This window comes from Agrobacterium sp. InxBP2, from assembly GCF_026191755.1.
GTDB lineage: Bacteria > Pseudomonadota > Alphaproteobacteria > Rhizobiales > Rhizobiaceae > Agrobacterium > Agrobacterium pusense.
Genome location: NZ_JAINDY010000033.1, coordinates 117,723 through 135,102, shown reverse-complemented (window position 1 = coordinate 135,102; position 17,380 = coordinate 117,723). Strand labels below are relative to the sequence as shown.

Below are 17,380 nucleotides of genomic sequence, written 5' to 3'. Positions count from 1 at the left end.
TATCTAGACCCATCCGCCCGCCGGATGTTCACGAGTATGTGTGGGGCAGAATAAAATTTTGATACGACCAACCATTTTCCTGTCTCTTTTCCTGACCATGCTGCCGACCGGGCAAAACGGCGCCGTTTACGCGCAGCCTTCCAAGGCAGCATCCGAGGCACGTCCTGCGGAAACGGCACCTCCCAAACCCGCGCCCTATGACGACAAGCTGGCACGGCTGTCGGAAATATTGGGTGCGGTGCAATATCTGAGAACGCTGTGCCCTTCTTCCGGACCGGAGGACTGGCGCAAATCGATGGGCGACCTTCTGGCTGCGGACACGGCCAACGAACCCGAACGACGTCAGCGCATGACGGCTGCATTCAACCGTGGATACCGCTCCTTTGCGGCCATCCACACCAGTTGCACACGCGCCGCCATCATGGCAGAAGAGAACTACCGTAACGAAGGGGCAACACTCGCTCAGGAAATCGCGTCCAGGTTCGGAAATTAGAGGATTATTAACCTCTTTTCGCCGCAGCCCGTGCCGTTTTGATAAAAGGCTGCTAGTGTTGTTAACAGGGTGGTAAGGACTTGCCCGCCCTGTCGAGGATGAAAAATGCAGACAAGCCGTAACGAAATCGACGATATGATCGTGCATGAAAAGATGCAGGTCGCTCTGGAACACCAGAACGAGGCATGGGCTGACGGCATGGCCGACGGCATCGAGCCGGAGATCATCGCCGATGCTGCAATCGCTCTGGCCATGCGCGAAACCATCCGGATCCACGGCGAGGCTGGCGCGGAAGCAATGCTGGAATCGCTGCGTCAGCGCATGCTTCAAGGCGAATTTTCTCCGCAGCGGGTGATACAGTAAAGCCGGGGTCTATCATGTCTTGCCTGAGCAAGGGGCTTTTGCGCTCTTCCGCCCTGCTATCCATCGTGCTCGCTCTGACCGCCGGGTCGATTGGCCTGCCGGGCCAAGCCTTTGCGCTTTCCGAGCTGAAGCCGGCCCAGAACAACGAAGGCGAGCCACAGGCTCAGAAGGGCGAACAGCCTGAGCAGACCGCGCCCGCCGAGCCGGACGAAATCGAGGGCGATTCGGAAGGCATTCCCCTGCCCGACCCTCTGGTCGACCGATCTGCCGCCCAGACGAACCAGCAATCGTCCAAGCCGGACAATACCCCCGAAATGTCGGTGGTCATCGAACACGATATTTCCAAGGCACCGGAAGCCGTACGCAAGCTGCGCCAACAGATCATCGACGCGGCAGCGACGGGCGATATTGAAAAGTTGCGGCCATTCATCGCTGCCGGCCAGAAAGAATTCCGCATCGACGGCAATGACGGCGAAGACCCGATCGCAGCACTGAAAAGCTATTCAGGAGATACCGACGGGCTGGAAGTGCTGGCGATCATCATCGACCTCCTGTCGACCGGTTACGCCCATATTGATGCCGGCACGCCGGACGAAGCCTATGTTTTCCCCTATTTCGCCGGAAAGCCGCTCAATACGCTGACACCGCCGGAAAAAGTGGAACTGCTGCGCATCATCACCGCCGGCGACCTAGCGGACATGCAGGAATACGGCAATTACAGCTTCTATCGCATCGGCATCTCGCCTGATGGCAAGTGGAAGTTCTTCACCGCCGGCGATTGATCCTATCCCGGCGCTTGCCGTTCTTTTGCAAAAATCCTAACTGTGCGGAATGAGCGTCCGGCACCGGTACATGTGCTGTTGCCCAGACGCATAGTCTCGACGAACCGAACGGTGACGCCATGCCTTCCGCTTTTCTTGCCGACCGCCGCCTGATCCGGGTTTCCGGCACCGGCGCCGAGGAGTTTCTGAACAATCTCATTACTACCGATGTGGAGCATCTGCCTGAAGGGGAAGCCCGCGCCTGCGCCCTTCTGACCCCTCAGGGCAAGATCCTGTTCGATTTCCTCATCGCGCGCGACGGAACGGACTATCTCATCGAGATCACCGCTTCCGAACAGGAAGCGCTGTTGCGCCGCCTGACGATGTACAAGCTGCGCGCTCCCGTCGATCTGAAAGCGGAAGCCGCCGAAGGTGTGAGCGTTTTCTGGGGGGAACAGGCACCTCAGCCGGCGTTAAGGGACGGGCGTTTCGCCAAGGCGGGTCTCGATCTATTCCGCGTTCCGGGCGCAACTGCCGCTGGCGACGCAGCCGTCTATGATGTGCTGCGTGTCGAATACGGCATTGCCGAAGCTGGCCGCGACTATGCGCTGCAGGATGCCTTTCCGCATGACGTGCTGATGGATGTGAACGACGGGGTGTCATTCAAGAAGGGCTGCTTTGTCGGCCAGGAAGTTGTATCGCGCATGAAACATCGCGGCACGGCAAGGCGGCGTGTTGTCCTTGTTTCAGCGCAGGACGCCCTCCCCGGCAGCGGCGTGGACATTACCGCACAGGGCAAATCCGTCGGTACGCTCGGCACCGTCTGCGGCAACAAGGCACTCGCCATCGCGCGCATCGACCGCATTGCCGCGGCGCTCGCGTCCGGCACGCCGCTTCTCGCGGAAACTGTTCCCGTCGCCGTTGCCCTGCCCGCCTGGAGCGGTCTTTCCTTCCCGGCGGCCGATCCGGCGGCACAGGCGGAGGAATAGAGGTGGCCTCCGTCAAAGGCCCGCGCGCCTGGCAGCGCATGCTGTCCGGACGGCGGCTCGATCTGCTCGACCCTTCGCCGCTCGACGTGGAAATCGCCGATATTGCCCATGGGCTTGCCCGCGTTGCCCGCTGGAACGGCCAGACGCGTGGCGACCACGCCTTTTCAGTCGCTCAGCACTGCCTCATCGTCGAGACGATCTTCTGCCGCATGTGCACGGCCGCGACCCCCGATGAAATGCAGATGGCGCTTCTGCACGATGCGCCGGAATATGTGATCGGCGACATGATCTCTCCGTTCAAATCCGTGGTCGGCGGCGGTTACAAGACGGTAGAAAAGCGGCTTGAGGCCGCCGTGCATCTGCGCTTCGGCCTGCCGCCGCATGCATCGCGCGAGTTGAAGGACCGCATCAAGAAGGCCGACACGGTCGCCGCCTTTTTCGAGGCGACGGAGCTTGCCGGTTTTTCCACGGCCGAGGCGCAAAAATTTTTCGGCCTGCCACGCGGTATTACCCGCGACATGTTCGACATCACGCCGCTTCCCTCCACGGAAGCGCAAAAGCTGTTCATCCAGCGTTTTGAGGCCATCGAGGCCATGCGCGGGACGAACCCCGGGGGTGCCAAATGACGGCCATCGTGGTTTCACCGCTCGGACGGATCGCGGAAATGGCCGTGAAGCACAAGGCCCGGGAAATGGTGACATTGATCGCCAGGGAGCAGACATTTCACCGCCCCGCGGTTATTGCCGCCGAACGGCATCTGACGCTTGCGATGAACGACATCTCCTTCAAGGGCACCGGCAATCTTATCGCCCCTGACGATGCGCATGTGCTGAAGCTCATCGAGTTCGCGCATGAATGGGATCAGACGGCCCCGTTGCTTATCCATTGCTGGATGGGCGTTTCGCGCTCGCCTGCGGCTGCCGTCATCGCCGCGCTCAGTCTTTACCCTGATCAGGATGAGACTGAACTTGCGCTGCGTCTGCGTGCCGCCTCGCCCTATGCCACTCCGAATGCCCGCATCATCGCCATCGGCGACCGGCTGCTCGGCCGGAAGGGTCGTCTGGAGGCGGCTATCAAGGCGATAGGCAGGGGCGCGGACACCGACGGCAATGTGCCTTTCGTGCTGCCACTTCGCAGTTGACAACCGGTTTTGGCGGAACCCCTTCGGAACGCAGTCGTTACCAACCCTGAACGCAAATAAAATCACGGGACGATTCATGGAACAACAGGCAACGGATATCATTGTCGCATCGCAAGCGGCCGTAAGACAGGCGAGCGCACTGGCGGTGCAATATTCCTTTTCGGTGATCGGTGCACTTCTGCTGTTAATCGTCGGCTGGCTGGCCGCTGCCTTTCTTCAACGCTGGGCCTTTCAGGGCCTGTCGCGCATTCGCGGCTTCGATGCGACGCTTGCCGGATTCTTCGCGGGCGCCATTCGTTATGTCGTCCTCATTCTCGTCATCGTGATGGTGCTGGGCCAGTTCGGGGTGCAGACGGCCTCAATTCTCGCGGCCCTCGGCGCCGCCGGTCTTGCCATTGGCCTCGCACTTCAGGGAACGCTGCAGAACATTGCCGCCGGCATCATGCTGCTGGTGCTGCGTCCCTTCCGGGTCGGGGAATATATCGAAACCAGCAGCGTCAGCGGGACGATCATCGAGATCGGACTGTTTGCGACCGAGCTGAAGACCAGCGACGGCCTTTACCGTCTGGCGCCCAACTCGACGCTCTGGAACGTGCCGATCACCAATTTCAGCCGCTTTCCTTCTCGCCGGCACGAATTGAGCCTGACGGTGAAAAACGATGAGAATCTCGCCGCTGCGCAGGACATGCTGATGAATGTCGTACGCTCGGAAAGCCGGGTGCTGCTTGACCCAGCCCCTGTCACCTTTGTCGATTCGGTGAGCGCCGACAGCGCCACCGTCAAGTTGCGTTACTGGGTGCGTAGCGACAGCTATTTCGCGACGACCCGCGATGTGACGAAAGCGATGAAACTCGCGTTCGACGAGCGTAAGGCGGAAGTGAGCGCACAGCCGGCCTGAGACGTCACCCCCATTTTTCTGCAAGCGCGATGGCTGCAAGAGCCGTCGCGCTTTTTCGTTGCCTCGCCCTGTAGCGCACTTGCATCCGGCTGATGCGATCTCTATAGCTTTATACGTAATGTTATTACGTAACTTGTCTTAGGAGAGAGCCGAAACAATGCAGAAGACAATCACCCGCCTCACCGGCGCTGTCGCACTTGGTTCCATGCTGTTGGCGGCGACCACGGCAATGGCTGCCGGTGGCGACAAATCCGCAGCCCACAGCCATGAGCACGGGCACGATCACGGCCATCAGATGACCGAAGCTGAAAAGCAGATCTACAAGGGTTATTTCGAGGATGCCCAGGTGAAACCACGCACACTTTCCGATTGGGAAGGCGACTGGCAATCCGTTTATCCCTACCTGCTGAACGGCTCGCTCGATCCCGTCATGGCGGAAAAGGCGGCTCATGGCGACAAGACGGCCGCCGAATACCGCGCCTATTACGAGGTCGGCTACAAGACCGACGTGAACCGTATCGTCATCAAGAGCGACAGCGTGGCGTTTTATAAAGATGGCAAACCCGCTGAAGGCACCTATGTCAGCGACGGCCACGAAATCCTGACCTACAAGAAGGGCAATCGTGGGGTCCGCTACATCTTCAAGAAAACCGGCGGCGATGAGGCCGCACCGCAATTCATCCAGTTCAGCGATCACTCCATCGCCCCGGTCAAGGCCGGCCATTACCATCTCTATTGGGGCAACGACCGCAAGGCATTGCTGGACGAAGTGACCAATTGGCCAACCTATTATCCGTTCCTGATGGACGGCGCCGATATCGTCAAAGAAATGGCGGCGCATTGAGCTATAGCAGGCTCGCGGCTTTCCGGAGCGTGAGGAATGCCGGCAAGCACGTCTTTCGCCTTCTCCCCGCCGGGGAGAAGGTCGCGGCAGCGGGTTGAGGGGGCGAGCTCTCCGCATATCTGTGCCGTCGCCCCCCTGATCTGGCCCTTCGGGCCACCGTCTCCCCGGCGGGGAAAAGAAAGACTCACTGCCCCATGGTGGAGCGATGCGCCCAGCCCGTCATGCGCTTTTCGAGCCAGGCCATGATGGCATACATGGCGATGCCTTCCACCGCGAGCATCAGCAGGCCGGCAAAGACCAGCGGCACATTGAACTGGCTCTGCGCCGAACTCATCATGTTGCCGAGGCCATAATTGGAGGCGACGGTTTCCGATACGACCGAGCCGACAAAGGCGAGCGTGATGGCGATTTTGAGCGAGCCGAAGAAATAGGGCATGGACCGCGGAATACCGACCTTCAACATGATGTCCATCTTCTTGGCACCGAGTGCCCGCAGCACGTCTTCGGTTTCCGGCTCAATGGTGGCAAGCCCGGTCGCCACATTAACGACGATCGGGAAGAAGGAGATCAAAAAGGCGGTCAGAACGGCGGGAACCGTGCCGATGCCGAACCAGATGACGAGGATGGGCACCAGCGCCACCTTGGGGATGGCGTTGAAACCGATCATCAGCGGATAAAGCCCGGCATAGATGGTTTTCGACCAGCCAATGAACAGGCCAATAGCAAGACCGGCGACCACGGCAAGGGCAAAGCCCAGTGTCGTCGTATAAAGTGTCTGCAGCGAGTTTTTCCAGATCGGCGACCAATATTGCATGATGGCCTGGCCCACCCTTACCGGGGATGGCAGGATCGTGGGCGGCATTTTCAGCGCATGGACGAGCAGTTCCCACACCACGAAGAGCGCCAGCGTATAAAGCCAGGGAGCGGCTTTCACCCAGTTGACGCGGGCAATCAGCGGCTTCGGCGGTTCGGCCGCCACGGTGCTTTCCACGATCGCGCTCATGCCGCCACCCTCGCCTGCGCGATTTCGCCATGCAGTTCCTGCACCATGTCGTTAAAACCCTTGTCATACATGATGTCGAGCTGGCGCGGGCGTGCAAATGGCACGCGGTGTTCGGCGAGCACCCGGCCCGGCCTCGCACTCATCACGAAAATCTTGTCGGCCAGAAATGCCGCCTCGCGCAGATCGTGGGTCACCAGGATGATCGTGACGCGCTGCGCGGCGTGCAGGTCGCGTATGACGCACCACAATTCCTCGCGGGTGAAGGCATCGAGCGCACCGAAAGGTTCGTCCAGCATCAGCAGTTCCGGTTCGTGAATCAGCGCACGGCAAAGATTGGCGCGCTGCTGCATGCCGCCGGAAAGCTGCCACGGATACTTCGAACCAAAACCTTTGAGGCCGACGATTTCCAGAAGGCGCTCGGCTTTCGCGACATATTCCGCCTTGTGGGCGCGCAGACGTCGGCGATGTTTTTCGACGATCTCCAGCGGCAGCAGGATATTTTCGAGCGTCGTGCGCCAGGGCAGCATTGTCGGGTTCTGAAACGCCATGCCGACTATGGAAACCGGCTCCGTGACCTGCCGTCCGGCGACGATGACATTGCCCTTCTGCGGAATATGCAGCCCCGTCACCAGTTTCATCAGGGTCGACTTACCGCAGCCAGACGGGCCGACCACGGCCGCGAATTCACCCTTGTCGACCGTCAGGTTCAAGCCGGAGACGGCCAGCGTGCCGGCCGACCCGCCGTAGCGCATGTCGACATTATCTATTTCCACGAGATGTGACATCGCGATCCCCATTTTCAGGCTGGAACGGGCGCTTATGGCCTTCGTTACTCCCGCCGCAATTCCTTAGGCTGCCGGCCATACCCGGCGTTGCCGCTTGTTTCTTCTTCCCGAGGGGGGGGAAGGTGGCCCGAAGGGTCGGATGAGGGGGAAACGTCGGCGGTGGACCGAGAGCTTGCCTCCTCATCCCGCTACCGCGGACTTCTCCCCGGCGGGGAGAAGAAACCTGCGGCACCCACTCATTTTACCCATCAGGGAAGCATGCGTTCTGCCTTGGCCGGCAGGTAGGTCGCGTCGAACACCTGCTCCGCCTTGACGTTGCCCTTCAGGCCCATGGACACCTTGAGCGTCTCCAGCGAGGCGGCAAGCCGGGTCGGCTCGACGCCGCCCATGCCGTTTTCCACCACATAGGGCGTCTTGATGTTCATGCTGTTGGCCATGTTCAGGCGTTCAAGCTCAATGGCGCTGTCGAGTGTCTCGTTGCGCTTGAGAACAGCAGCCACGCCTTCTTCGGGGTTCTTGACGGAATCAGCAAAACCCTTCGCCAGCGCTTTCAGGAAACCTTTCACCGCTTCAGGGTTTTTCTCAGCGAAATCAGTGTTTACCAGCACTGCATTGCCATAGAGATTCAAGCCGTGCTCGGCCATCAGAATGGTCGAGATATCATCGTCACCGATGCCCTGCTTCTTGAGATTGAGGATCACCGAAAAGGCAAAACCAAAAACGGCATCGACATCACCCTTGGCGAGCATCGGCTCACGCACCGGAAAACCGATCGATTCGATCTTGATCTTGCTGTCATCGAGACCGGCGACCTGCTTGAAAGCCGGCCATTGCGCAAAAGCGCCATCCGGCGGCGGCGCGCCGAGCTTCTTGCCTTCCAGCGATTTCGGATCGCCGGTGACGCCAAGCGACTTGCGGCCAACAACGGCGAAAGTGGGCCGCTCATAAACCATATAGACGGCCTTGACCTTCTGGCTTGGATCCTCATCGAGGAATTTCATCACCGAGTTGATGTCGCCGAAACCCATCTGGTAGGCGCCGGTCGCGACACGCGGAATGGCTTCGACCGAGCCGTTGCCGCTGTCGATGGTGACGTCGAGGCCCTCGGCCTTGAAGTACCCCTTGTCGAGTGCCAGCAGGAAACCGGCGGCCGGACCTTCGAACTTCCAGTCGAGCGTGAATTTCACCGGCGTTTCTGCCCGCGCCTCCCCCGCTGGCAGCGAAAAGCCGGCGGACACACCGATGGCGGTAATGGCCAGAGCTCTGGTCAACAACCTGCGCGTTAAAATCATCTGTTCCCCCTGATGGTTTTGTTGGATTGGTTGCATAAGACCCAATTCCGACCTCCAAGGCAAGACAAAATTGCATACAAAATAGCCGTTATTTTGTATGCTTATTTTATATGCACAATTACTCGCGAGCCAGGCAAAAAGCCGGCATTCTGCACATCGCGCATGCAACGAAGCGAGAGAAGCATCGTTCACGCAGAGAACACAGCGTTCTCATTTGCCGGGGTTGCGGATCAGGGGCAGCGTGAGACAAATAGGCCACGAACAGCAGGCGGCTACAGCGGGGGCAAGATGAATTCTGCACTGGGCATACACCACATCACGATGATCACCCGAAAGGTGCAGGCGAATGTGGATTTTTACGCCGGCTTTCTGGGCTTGCGGCTGGCCAAACGCACGGCGGGCTTCGAAGACGCCATGCAGCTTCATCTGCTCTATGGCGATGACATCGCCTCGCCCGGTTCCCTGCTGACTTTTCTGGTGTGGGAGGACGGTGGCCAAGGCCGCGTGGGTTACGGCCAGACGCTGGAAATTTCCGTGGCGATCGATCCTGCCGCCATCGGCTTCTGGCTGACGCGGGCGCTGAGATTCGGCATCCGGGCGGAAGGTCCCTCGGACGAATTCGGCGAGCCCGTCATTCGGCTGAAAGACCCTGACGGCCTGATCGTCAAGCTGGTCGGCACTCAGGCCTTTGACGACGCCACGCCGCACGTGACGAAAGACATTTCCGAAGAGGACGCCATTCGCCGCATCTACGGTGCAACCGTGCTGAGCGAAGTGCCGGAAGAAACCGTGGCTTTTCTCGAAAAACACTTCGGATATAGGCAGGTAAGCCAGACGGGCGCAATTCGCCGGCTCGTTTCCGATAGCGGCGACATTATCGATGTGCGCGACGCCACAGGCTTCTGGTCCAGCGCGCCGGGCACCGGCACGGTCGATCACATAGCCTTCCGCGCGAAGGACATGGATGAGTTGAACTCGGTTCTAACCGGGCTGAAATCACTGAATTCCAGCACCACCAACGCCCATGACCGTAAATATTTCCATTCGCTCTACGTCCGCGAACCGGGCGGGGTTTTGATCGAAATGGCGACCGACGGGCCGGGTATGACGGTGGACGAACCGCTGGAATCGCTCGGCGAAAAACTGTTCATCCCGCCGCTCTTCATGAAGGATGAGGCGGATGTGCGTGTCGCCCTGCCGCAATTTGCGATGCCTGGCGAAGAGCGCATCGTCTATCGCGACCTGCCCTTCGTACACCGTTTCTACACGCCCGAAGAGCCTGATGGCAGCACCATGATTCTGCTGCACGGTTCCGGCGGAAGTGAAACAAGCCTGATGCCGCTGGCGCACCGGGCAGCACCGGGCGCAACGCTTCTCGGCGTCCGCGGCCGCAGTACGGAAGAAGGGATTGCCCGGTGGTTCCGGCGTTATCCCGATTTCAGTTTCGACCAAAAGGATATCGTCTCGGAAGCGGAAGCCTTCGCCGCATTCGTGGAAGGGGCAATCCGCTCCTATGGGCTCGATCGTTCGAAACTGCGGTTTATCGGCCATTCCAATGGGGCGAACTTCTATGCGGCCTTTGCCGCGCTTTATCCGGAGCTTGCCGGGGACGCCCTGCTGTACCGCCCGATGCCTGTTCTCGAAACATGGCCGGAGAGTGATCTTTCCGGCCGCAGCTTCCTGCTTGTTGCGGGAGAACGCGACAAATACCGCGACGGGGCGAGCGTGCTGCATGACAGGCTTGCGGCAAACGGCGCAAGGGTTGAGGTGGAAACGCTGGAGGACGGGCACGAACTCGGACTCACGGATATCGAAGTGGCGCGGCGCTGGCTGGCGGATGTTCCCTGATTTTCGGGGGATGCGCATAAGCCGAGCGGATGCCGCCCATTTCTTCTCGCCCAGGGAAGAAAGTGGTCTGAAGGGTCGGTTGAGGGGGGTAAGCTCTCGGTTTATTTCTACCCTCGCCCCCTCATCCCACTGCCGCAGACTTCTCCCCTCGGGGAGAAGACGCGGATGCGAGCGCTCGCTCCCCCCGTTACCCACAACCTCATCAACCGGGCCTTGCATAAATTCACCAAAAGGGCTTTAAAAACAGCTTCATAATTGGAGAGTCCGTTTGGAAATCCCGCTGTTTATCCTCGCCCTTGTCGCGGCCTTCATCTACACGCTGGTCGCAAGCATCCGCAATTCAAGCCGCATCAAGTCGCTCGAACGGGAGGTTCACAGCCTCAAGCGGCTGATGGCGGCGGGCGTGGCCGCTCCTGCTGCGGCACTGGCGGAAAACACGGAAACCGCCGAAAAGACCGATTTCGCAGCAGAGACGGAAGGCCAGACGGCGCCGGAACCAGCGGGCATCCGGGATGAAGACGCCTTCGAGCGTTCAGAAGCCAGCACCGCTGCGGCGGATCAAGACGTGGCGCGCGAAGACGCTCCCGCTGCGCCACTAGCCGATGCCGTATCCGTGGCGGCTTCTGATACCGCGTCTGCCCCGGCAGCGAAAGAAAGCTTCGAAAGCCTGCTCGGCGCGCGCTGGGCGGTTTGGGCGGGCGGGCTGGCGCTGGCGCTCGGCGGCATTTTCCTCGTCAAATATTCGATCGAATCAGGCCTGCTCAGCCCGGCGGTCAGGCTGTCGCTCGCCGCGATTTTCGGCGTCTTTCTCGGGCTTGCCGGTGAAGCGATACGCCGCAAGGCGGTGCCAGGCATCGCCACCACCTACTCCAACGCCATGATACCGGGTGTGCTCACCGCGGCCGGCGCATTGACGCTGTTCGGTGTGGTTTATGCGGCTTATGGCATCTACGACTATATCGGCCCCGGCACCGCCTTTATCCTGCTCGGCCTCGTCGCCTTCGCCACCATCGGCCTGTCATTGTTGCACGGACAGGCGCTCGCCGGTCTCGGACTTCTCGGTTCGATGCTGACGCCGGCGCTGATTTCCACCGAAACGCCGAACATCTGGGCGCTCTTCGTCTTTCTCACCGTCTCTTGGCTCGCAACCGCGGCAGCGGCGCGTCGGCAGGGCTGGACGGTGGTCCCGTCGCTTGCCAATGCCGGACTTGGCCTATGGGCTCTCGGATATATCGGCTTTTCGGATGCAATCAGTGCCGAACCGCCGACTCTTGCCCTGCTCATTATGCTCGCTGGCACGATCTTCCTTTGGCCCGGAAAACAGTACGACACCACGCCTCCGGACGCTGCCGAAACGGCAGCTCCCGAGCGGCGCGCGATTCGCATCATGCGGCTTTTGCTGCGCCCGTCGCTCGCCCTCAACCTGACGGTATCGATGGCGGTGATCCTGCCGGCCATCGGCTTCCTCTTTGCCGAAGGCAGCGTCGATACTCACCCGGCGCTCATCGTTTCAGCGCTTATTGCAGCTCTTGCAGCACTCGGCGCTGCCCGTCACTATGCCGTCTGGCCGGCGATCATCGCCGCGCTCGGCGCGCAGTCTGCGGTGTCGCTCATGTCGCGGCGTGGCATCGATTTTATTGGTCTCGTGAATGATACCGGCGTGACGCTTCCGCCCGTGGGCACAGGCTACGCTGCGGAAATTGCCATGGCGCTCGGCCTTGGGGCTATCTTCGTGCTGTGCGCCTTTTCCTTCCTGAAACGCAAGGGCGCAGAAGATGCGGATTTCGCCCAGCTCTGGGCTGGCATTGCCGCCCTGTTCCCTGTCTGGCTCGCGACGGCGAGCTTCGTCGAATATGGCAATCTCGGCCGCGACTGGCTGCACGCGGCCTATGGTCTCGGCCTTGGCTTCGTGCTGCTTGCCGGCGCTGAATGGCTGCACCGGCGCAACAGTGAGGCCTATCGCAAGCCGCTGAACATTTTTGTGCTCGGCTCCTTCGCCGCCTTCGCGCTCTGCCTGCACACGCTGACGGAAGGGCTCGCGACGACAGTGCTGCTGTCCGTCATCGGCTTCCTTTACGTGCTGGCGAGCCGCTACCGCAACTGGGATATACTGCCCTGGGTCATGGCTGTCGCAAGTGTTGCCGTTCTTGGCCGGATCGCCTGGGAGCCGACAATCGTCGGGCCGCAAAATCTCGGCACGACGCCGGTCTTCAACGCGCTGCTGCCGGGCTATGGCATCCCTGCCTTGCTGGCCATCATCTCCGCGTGGCTGTTGCGCGACTGGCCGGGCATGCGGATCAAGAACTTCCTGCAGGCCATCGCCAGCGTCATGGGACTTCTGGCCGTGGCCATCCTCGTTCGCCACGCAATGAATGGCGGTACGCTCGACAGCAATGTGCCGACGCTCGGCGAGCAGTCGATCTACACGCTGCTGACCATCGGCTTCTCCGGTGTCCTGATGACGCTGGATTTGAAAAGCCCCAGCCCCGTCTTCCGTTACGGCTCGATGATCGCCGGCGTCATCGCCGTCATCAACGTGCTGACGATGCATTTCTTCACGCTCAACCCCTATTTCACCGGCGAGAATACCGGCCGCATCCCGGTCCTCAACCTGCTGCTGATCGGTTACCTTTTGCCGGCATTCGCTTATGGCGGCCTCGCCTATTATGCGCGCGGAAAACGTCCGCCGCCCTATGTCAGCATGCTGGCGGTGGCGGGAGCAGCGCTCGGTTTTGCCTGGGCCACGCTTTCGGTGCGCCGTTTCTGGCAGGGCGAGAACATTGCTGACTGGAAGGGCTTTATGCAGGGCGAGACCTACAGCTATTCGGTGGTCTGGCTGCTGATCGGCGTCCTGCTGCTCGTGCTTGGCTCGCGCTTTAATGCCCGCAGCCTGCGTCTGGCATCGGCCGCCTTCGTGCTGATCTCGGTTGCCAAAGCCTTCCTGATCGACATGAGCAACCTCGAAGGCGTGCTCCGGGCGCTGTCCTTCATCGGGCTCGGCGCGGTGCTCATCGGCATCGGCCTGTTCTACCAGAAAATCCTCACCCGGAAGCCGCAGGCATGATCGCGGCGGAGGCTTTCGCGCCCCATGCGGCGCTTGCGCAGGATTTGATCCCGCACGCCGCCGATGCGGGCGACGGCTCGCATGATCTGGCCCATATTCACCGCGTCTTCCGCAATGCCATGCGCATCCATGCGGGTGAAGGCGGCGATGGCACCGTGCTGGCGGCCAGCGTGCTGCTGCATGATTGTGTGGCCGTGGAGAAAAACTCGCCCTTGCGGGCACAGGCATCACGGCTGGCGGCAGAAAAGGCTTCAGGCATTCTGGCCGGCCTCGGCTGGAAGAAGCAGGATATCGACGCCGTCACGCATGCGATCATCACCCACAGCTTTTCCGCCAATATCGAGCCGCAGACACTGGAAGCGAAAATCCTTCAGGATGCCGACAGGCTGGACGCCATCGGCATGGTGGGCGCGGCGCGCTGCTTTTATATTGCCGGACGCATGGGATCGGCACTTTACGATCCGGTCGACCCCTTGGCGAAGGAACGGCCGCTTGATGACCGCGCTTTTGCCATCGACCATTTCGAGACCAAGCTGTTCAAGCTGGCAGATGGTTTTCGCACAGAAACCGGCAGGCAGATGGCCAGAGCCCGCCATGAGCGGCTGAAACAGGTGCTGGACCTGTTTCTCGATGAAATATGAGGAAGCATGATGCGTGTGACAGAGCTTAATATCTACCCGCTGAAAAGCGCGCGCGGCATTTCCCTCCCGGACAGCGCCGTGTCGGCCGAGGGTCTGCCGGGTGACCGTCGCGCCATGCTTGTGGACCCGTCGGGCCACTTCATCACCCAGCGTGAATTGCCTGCCATTGCCACGGTTCTGGCGCGGCACGAGGACGGGGGCATGTTGCTTTCGCGCGACCAGCATGGCGAGATCGTCGCAAGGCCATCCGGCGAGCGCATGGATGTGGCGGTATGGAAATCGATCGTCAGCGCCAATATGGCCGACGCTGTGACCAATGACACGCTCTCGGCATGGCTCGGACGCGAAGTGAAGCTCGCCTTTTTCGATAACGCTTCCAAACGCATCGCGAGCCTCGAGTGGACAGGCAATGAAACGCCCGTCACCTTTGCGGATGGCTACCAGATCCTTGTCACCACCACCGCCTCGCTTGCCGCGCTGAACGACAACATGCGCGAAAATGGCGAAGACGACGTTGGCATGGAGCGGTTCCGGCCCAATATCGTGCTTGAGACGGACGAACCATGGGCGGAAGACGGGTGGGCGGCCATCGAGATCGGCGGCATTCGCTTCGATCTCGTCAAACCCTGCGCCCGCTGTATCATGACCACGCAGGACCAGACGACCGGCTCCCGCGATGTGCCCTCTCCCATGAAGGCCATGGGCCGCATCCGCATGTCCGCAGACCGGCGCGTGCCCGGCCCGCTGTTCGGCTGGAACGTGACGCCGCGCGGTGAAGGCAGGCTGTCTGTCGGCGACGTCGCAAAGGTGATCGAGGAAAGGCCCGAAGGCTGGGCGATCAAGAGGCGCTAAGTCAGTCCGGTTCAAACGGAATCCTCTGGGCATCAGGCAGCGCTTTAACCTGTCGTCAAACCCTCGCTCCCCTCATCCTGTGCTTGTCACAGGAATCCAGCCGATGCGCGTCTGCGCGGCGAAACAATCCCTCAGCCCAAAGAGTTGGGCTGGCTGGATCTCTGTGACAAGCACAGAGATGAGGAGGGACGGAGCACTATGAACAAGGCAAGCTTCGAGCCTGACGCCCCGATCTCAATCTTTGTGCACCCCGACGATACAACGCAAGGGTCATGTCACGACTTCTTCACACCGACGATCAAAAAGATCGGGCGGCGGTCTTCATGCTTCAGCTCCGGGCGCTCGGCCATCAAAGCCGGATCCGGACGTGGTTCCGCCAGACGCGTCAGGGTGAAACCAGCGGACAGGAGGCCGTTGACGATAGCTGACACGGTGCGGTGATATTTTACCACATCGTCTGCCATCCAGTTGGAGTGGCGCACGCCCTCGTTCTGGTAGTTGTCGAGTGGCCAGTGCAGGATTTCGCCATCCCCGCCGTAAAACCAGTCCTGTTTTTCCAGCGCCGTAAAAACGGGATGCTCGATGGAAAAAATGAAATCGCCGCCCGACTTCAGCACGGCGAAAATCCTTGCGAATGCCACGTCGAGATCGCGGACGTAATGCAGGGCAAGGGAACTCAGCACCACATCGAAACTCTGCCGCGGAAAATCGATGTCTTCGATAGCGGCGCGGCGATATTCGATGCCGGGGCCACCATTGATCTCTGCGGCGCGGCGCAACATGTTCTCCGAGAGATCGACGCCGACGACATGCCGTGCGCCCTGCTCCGCGGCAAAGCGGCAATGCCAGCCGAAACCGCAACCGAGGTCGAGAAAGGACTTGTCTTTCAGCGGGGGCAGCATGGAGCGCAATTCGTGCCACTCACCGGCCTGACGCAGACCTTCCACGGAACGCGGCATGGCGCTGTAGCGCTCGAAAAACCCGGGATCGTCGTAGATATTCTGTTTCATCGTCGCCTCTTAGGCCGCATTCCATCAATCGCATGAATAATGGCCGTCAAGAAAAGTCGCTAGTGGGGCCGGCTGACAAAAGATAATATTCATCCCATCATTGTGGAATCCGCGGCATGCTTTGCGCTTCTTTCAGAGGCGGGCGCTGCGAGGGGGGGGAATATTCATGTCGCAAGCCACTCGCCAGAGCATGCCCTGGCTGATTATCGCAGCCGGGTCGCTGATTGCGGTCATGACGTTCGGCCCCCGATCCGCCATGGGCTTTTTCCAGTTGCCGATGCTGGCCGATACCGGCTGGGATCGTTCAACCTTCGGTCTTGCCATGGCGCTGCAGAACCTCTTCTGGGGTCTCGGCCAACCCTTCTTCGGTGCCATCGCCGATAAGTTCGGTACGGGCCGCGTGCTCGTGCTCTCGGGCTTTCTTTATGCGACGGGCCTCATCTGCATGTCCTTCGGCACATCGCCCTTCTGGCTGCATTTCGGCGGCGGCGTTCTCGTGGGGCTTGGCATTGCCGCAGGGTCCTTCAGCGTCATCCTTTCCGCCTTCGCCCGCCATGTCACGCCGCAGCAGCGTTCATTCGCCTTTGGTATCGGCACGGCGGCGGGTTCGGCAGGCATGTTCCTGTTTGCACCTATCAGCCAGGGGCTGATTTCCACCTATGGCTGGTCGGACAGTCTGGTCTGGCTCGCCGCCATGATGATGCTGGTGCCGCTGCTTGCCTTTTTCATGCGCGGAAACTCGTCCTCCGGCACCCAGTCGCAGGCGCAGTTCCAGCAGACCGCGGGCGAAGCGCTGAAGGAAGCGCTTGGCCACAAGAGCTATCTGCTGCTGACGACGGGCTTCTTCGTCTGTGGTTTCCAGGTGGCCTTCATCACCGCGCATTTCCCGGCCTATCTCGGCGATATCGGTATCGAACCACGATACGCGGTGATTGCCATGGCGCTCATCGGCTTCTTCAACATCATCGGATCGCTGGCCGCCGGCGTCATCGCACAGCGTTATTCCAAGCCCTATTTCCTGGCCTATATCTATATTGCCCGTTCCGTGGTCGTGACTGCCTTTCTGCTTTTGCCGCAATCGCCGCTTTCAGTCATTCTCTTTGCTTCCGTCATGGGCATCCTCTGGCTCTCCACCGTGCCGCCCACAAATGCGCTGGTGGCCATCATGTTCGGCACGCGCCATCTCGGCATGCTCGGCGGCGTCGTGTTCCTCACCCACCAGATTGGCTCGTTCCTTGGCGTCTGGCTGGGCGGCTTTCTTTATGACAGGTTCGGTTCTTACGACCTCGTCTGGTGGCTTGGCGTCGGCATGGGGATTTTTGCGGCCGTCGTGCACTGGCCAATTGAAGAACGCCCCGCCCCACGGCCGGCCTTCGCCCAATAGCGATGGCCCGGA

17 protein-coding genes are annotated in these 17,380 nt (G+C 60.5%); 13 read left to right on the top strand and 4 right to left on the bottom strand.

Annotated features, from left to right (window positions below):
- Positions 1-58 precede the first annotated feature (58 nt).
- The 8 genes from K7A42_RS18545 to K7A42_RS18510 all read left to right on the top strand — a co-directional run bounded on the left by K7A42_RS18545 (position 59) and on the right by K7A42_RS18510 (position 5,489).
- Positions 59-493, top strand: a complete 435-nt coding sequence (locus tag K7A42_RS18545) for a TIGR02301 family protein (RefSeq protein WP_037088929.1) — start codon at positions 59-61, stop codon at positions 491-493.
- Between the two features lie 105 nt (positions 494-598).
- Positions 599-856, top strand: a complete 258-nt coding sequence (locus K7A42_RS18540) for a hypothetical protein (protein WP_003501987.1) — start codon at positions 599-601, stop codon at positions 854-856.
- A gap of 14 nt (positions 857-870) precedes the next feature.
- Positions 871-1,638 (top strand): hypothetical protein, encoded by a 768-nt coding sequence (locus tag K7A42_RS18535; protein WP_004440964.1) that lies wholly within the window; start codon positions 871-873, stop codon positions 1,636-1,638.
- A 119-nt stretch (positions 1,639-1,757) separates the two neighbouring features.
- Positions 1,758-2,606, top strand: coding sequence for a YgfZ/GcvT domain-containing protein (locus K7A42_RS18530; RefSeq protein ID WP_282455684.1), 849 nt, complete (start codon positions 1,758-1,760; stop codon positions 2,604-2,606).
- A gap of 2 nt (positions 2,607-2,608) precedes the next feature.
- The gene (locus tag K7A42_RS18525) at positions 2,609-3,232 is read left to right on the top strand and encodes a YfbR-like 5'-deoxynucleotidase (protein ID WP_006699404.1); all 624 of its coding nucleotides are present in this window, start codon (positions 2,609-2,611) and stop codon (positions 3,230-3,232) included.
- On the top strand, positions 3,229-3,747 hold the full coding sequence (locus tag K7A42_RS18520; RefSeq protein WP_004440958.1) for a tyrosine phosphatase family protein: 519 nt from the start codon (positions 3,229-3,231) through the stop codon (positions 3,745-3,747). Before K7A42_RS18525 ends, K7A42_RS18520 begins: the two co-directional genes overlap by 4 nt.
- 76 nt (positions 3,748-3,823) lie before the next feature.
- Complete coding sequence (locus tag K7A42_RS18515; RefSeq protein ID WP_004440955.1) at positions 3,824-4,645, top strand: mechanosensitive ion channel family protein; 822 nt, start codon at positions 3,824-3,826, stop codon at positions 4,643-4,645.
- Positions 4,646-4,802: 157 nt separating this feature from the next.
- Complete coding sequence (locus K7A42_RS18510) at positions 4,803-5,489, top strand: ZinT family metal-binding protein (RefSeq protein WP_004440952.1); 687 nt, start codon at positions 4,803-4,805, stop codon at positions 5,487-5,489.
- A 184-nt stretch (positions 5,490-5,673) separates the two neighbouring features.
- On the opposite strand, the gene K7A42_RS18505 is transcribed toward K7A42_RS18510, so the two are convergent.
- The 3 genes from K7A42_RS18505 to K7A42_RS18495 form a co-directional block, all read right to left on the bottom strand.
- Positions 5,674-6,492, bottom strand: coding sequence for an ABC transporter permease (locus tag K7A42_RS18505; protein WP_004440949.1), 819 nt, complete (start codon positions 6,490-6,492; stop codon positions 5,674-5,676).
- The gene (locus tag K7A42_RS18500; RefSeq protein ID WP_244405087.1) at positions 6,489-7,277 is read right to left on the bottom strand and encodes an ABC transporter ATP-binding protein; all 789 of its coding nucleotides are present in this window, start codon (positions 7,275-7,277) and stop codon (positions 6,489-6,491) included. Before K7A42_RS18500 ends, K7A42_RS18505 begins: the two co-directional genes overlap by 4 nt.
- Positions 7,278-7,525: 248 nt before the next feature.
- A complete protein-coding gene (locus K7A42_RS18495) occupies positions 7,526-8,569 on the bottom strand; it encodes an ABC transporter substrate-binding protein (protein ID WP_035210154.1) in 1,044 nt (347 codons plus the stop codon).
- A 288-nt stretch (positions 8,570-8,857) separates the two neighbouring features.
- Here K7A42_RS18495 and K7A42_RS18490 point away from each other — a divergent pair, with 288 nt between their 5' ends.
- The 4 genes from K7A42_RS18490 (at position 8,858) to K7A42_RS18475 (ending at position 14,974) form a co-directional block, all read left to right on the top strand.
- Entirely contained in the window at positions 8,858-10,417 is a 1,560-nt protein-coding gene (locus K7A42_RS18490; protein ID WP_282455683.1) for a VOC family protein, read from the top strand.
- 268 nt (positions 10,418-10,685) lie between these two features.
- A complete protein-coding gene (locus K7A42_RS18485; RefSeq protein ID WP_282455682.1) occupies positions 10,686-13,481 on the top strand; it encodes a DUF2339 domain-containing protein in 2,796 nt (931 codons plus the stop codon).
- Complete coding sequence (locus K7A42_RS18480; RefSeq protein ID WP_006699400.1) at positions 13,478-14,122, top strand: HD domain-containing protein; 645 nt, start codon at positions 13,478-13,480, stop codon at positions 14,120-14,122. Before K7A42_RS18485 ends, K7A42_RS18480 begins: the two co-directional genes overlap by 4 nt.
- Positions 14,123-14,131: 9 nt before the next feature.
- Positions 14,132-14,974 carry an MOSC domain-containing protein gene (locus tag K7A42_RS18475; protein ID WP_004440933.1) on the top strand — a complete coding sequence of 281 codons (843 nt, stop codon included), beginning with the start codon at positions 14,132-14,134 and terminating at the stop codon, positions 14,972-14,974.
- A gap of 275 nt (positions 14,975-15,249) precedes the next feature.
- Here K7A42_RS18475 and K7A42_RS18470 read toward each other — a convergent pair whose 3' ends face one another.
- Entirely contained in the window at positions 15,250-15,984 is a 735-nt protein-coding gene (locus K7A42_RS18470; protein WP_282455681.1) for a class I SAM-dependent methyltransferase, read from the bottom strand.
- A 166-nt stretch (positions 15,985-16,150) separates the two neighbouring features.
- Here K7A42_RS18470 and K7A42_RS18465 point away from each other — a divergent pair, with 166 nt between their 5' ends.
- Positions 16,151-17,368, top strand: a complete 1,218-nt coding sequence (locus tag K7A42_RS18465; protein ID WP_004440927.1) for an MFS transporter — start codon at positions 16,151-16,153, stop codon at positions 17,366-17,368.
- Positions 17,369-17,380: the final 12 nt, after the last annotated feature.

What these genes read in the sequence shown, in the direction of transcription:
- K7A42_RS18540 (WP_003501987.1), top strand. Translation starts at nt 599, where the DNA reads ATGCAGACAAGCCGTAACGAAATCGACGATATGATCGTGCATGAAAAG.
- K7A42_RS18535 (WP_004440964.1), top strand. Translation starts at nt 871, where the DNA reads ATGTCTTGCCTGAGCAAGGGGCTTTTGCGCTCTTCCGCCCTGCTATCC.
- K7A42_RS18530 (WP_282455684.1), top strand. Translation starts at nt 1,758, where the DNA reads ATGCCTTCCGCTTTTCTTGCCGACCGCCGCCTGATCCGGGTTTCCGGC.
- K7A42_RS18520 (WP_004440958.1), top strand. Translation starts at nt 3,229, where the DNA reads ATGACGGCCATCGTGGTTTCACCGCTCGGACGGATCGCGGAAATGGCC.
- K7A42_RS18515 (WP_004440955.1), top strand. Translation starts at nt 3,824, where the DNA reads ATGGAACAACAGGCAACGGATATCATTGTCGCATCGCAAGCGGCCGTA.
- K7A42_RS18510 (WP_004440952.1), top strand. Translation starts at nt 4,803, where the DNA reads ATGCAGAAGACAATCACCCGCCTCACCGGCGCTGTCGCACTTGGTTCC.
- K7A42_RS18505 (WP_004440949.1), bottom strand. Translation starts at nt 6,492, where the DNA reads ATGAGCGCGATCGTGGAAAGCACCGTGGCGGCCGAACCGCCGAAGCCG.
- K7A42_RS18500 (WP_244405087.1), bottom strand. Translation starts at nt 7,277, where the DNA reads ATGTCACATCTCGTGGAAATAGATAATGTCGACATGCGCTACGGCGGG.
- K7A42_RS18495 (WP_035210154.1), bottom strand. Translation starts at nt 8,569, where the DNA reads ATGATTTTAACGCGCAGGTTGTTGACCAGAGCTCTGGCCATTACCGCC.
- K7A42_RS18490 (WP_282455683.1), top strand. Translation starts at nt 8,858, where the DNA reads ATGAATTCTGCACTGGGCATACACCACATCACGATGATCACCCGAAAG.
- K7A42_RS18480 (WP_006699400.1), top strand. Translation starts at nt 13,478, where the DNA reads ATGATCGCGGCGGAGGCTTTCGCGCCCCATGCGGCGCTTGCGCAGGAT.
- K7A42_RS18475 (WP_004440933.1), top strand. Translation starts at nt 14,132, where the DNA reads ATGCGTGTGACAGAGCTTAATATCTACCCGCTGAAAAGCGCGCGCGGC.
- K7A42_RS18470 (WP_282455681.1), bottom strand. Translation starts at nt 15,984, where the DNA reads ATGAAACAGAATATCTACGACGATCCCGGGTTTTTCGAGCGCTACAGC.
- K7A42_RS18465 (WP_004440927.1), top strand. Translation starts at nt 16,151, where the DNA reads ATGTCGCAAGCCACTCGCCAGAGCATGCCCTGGCTGATTATCGCAGCC.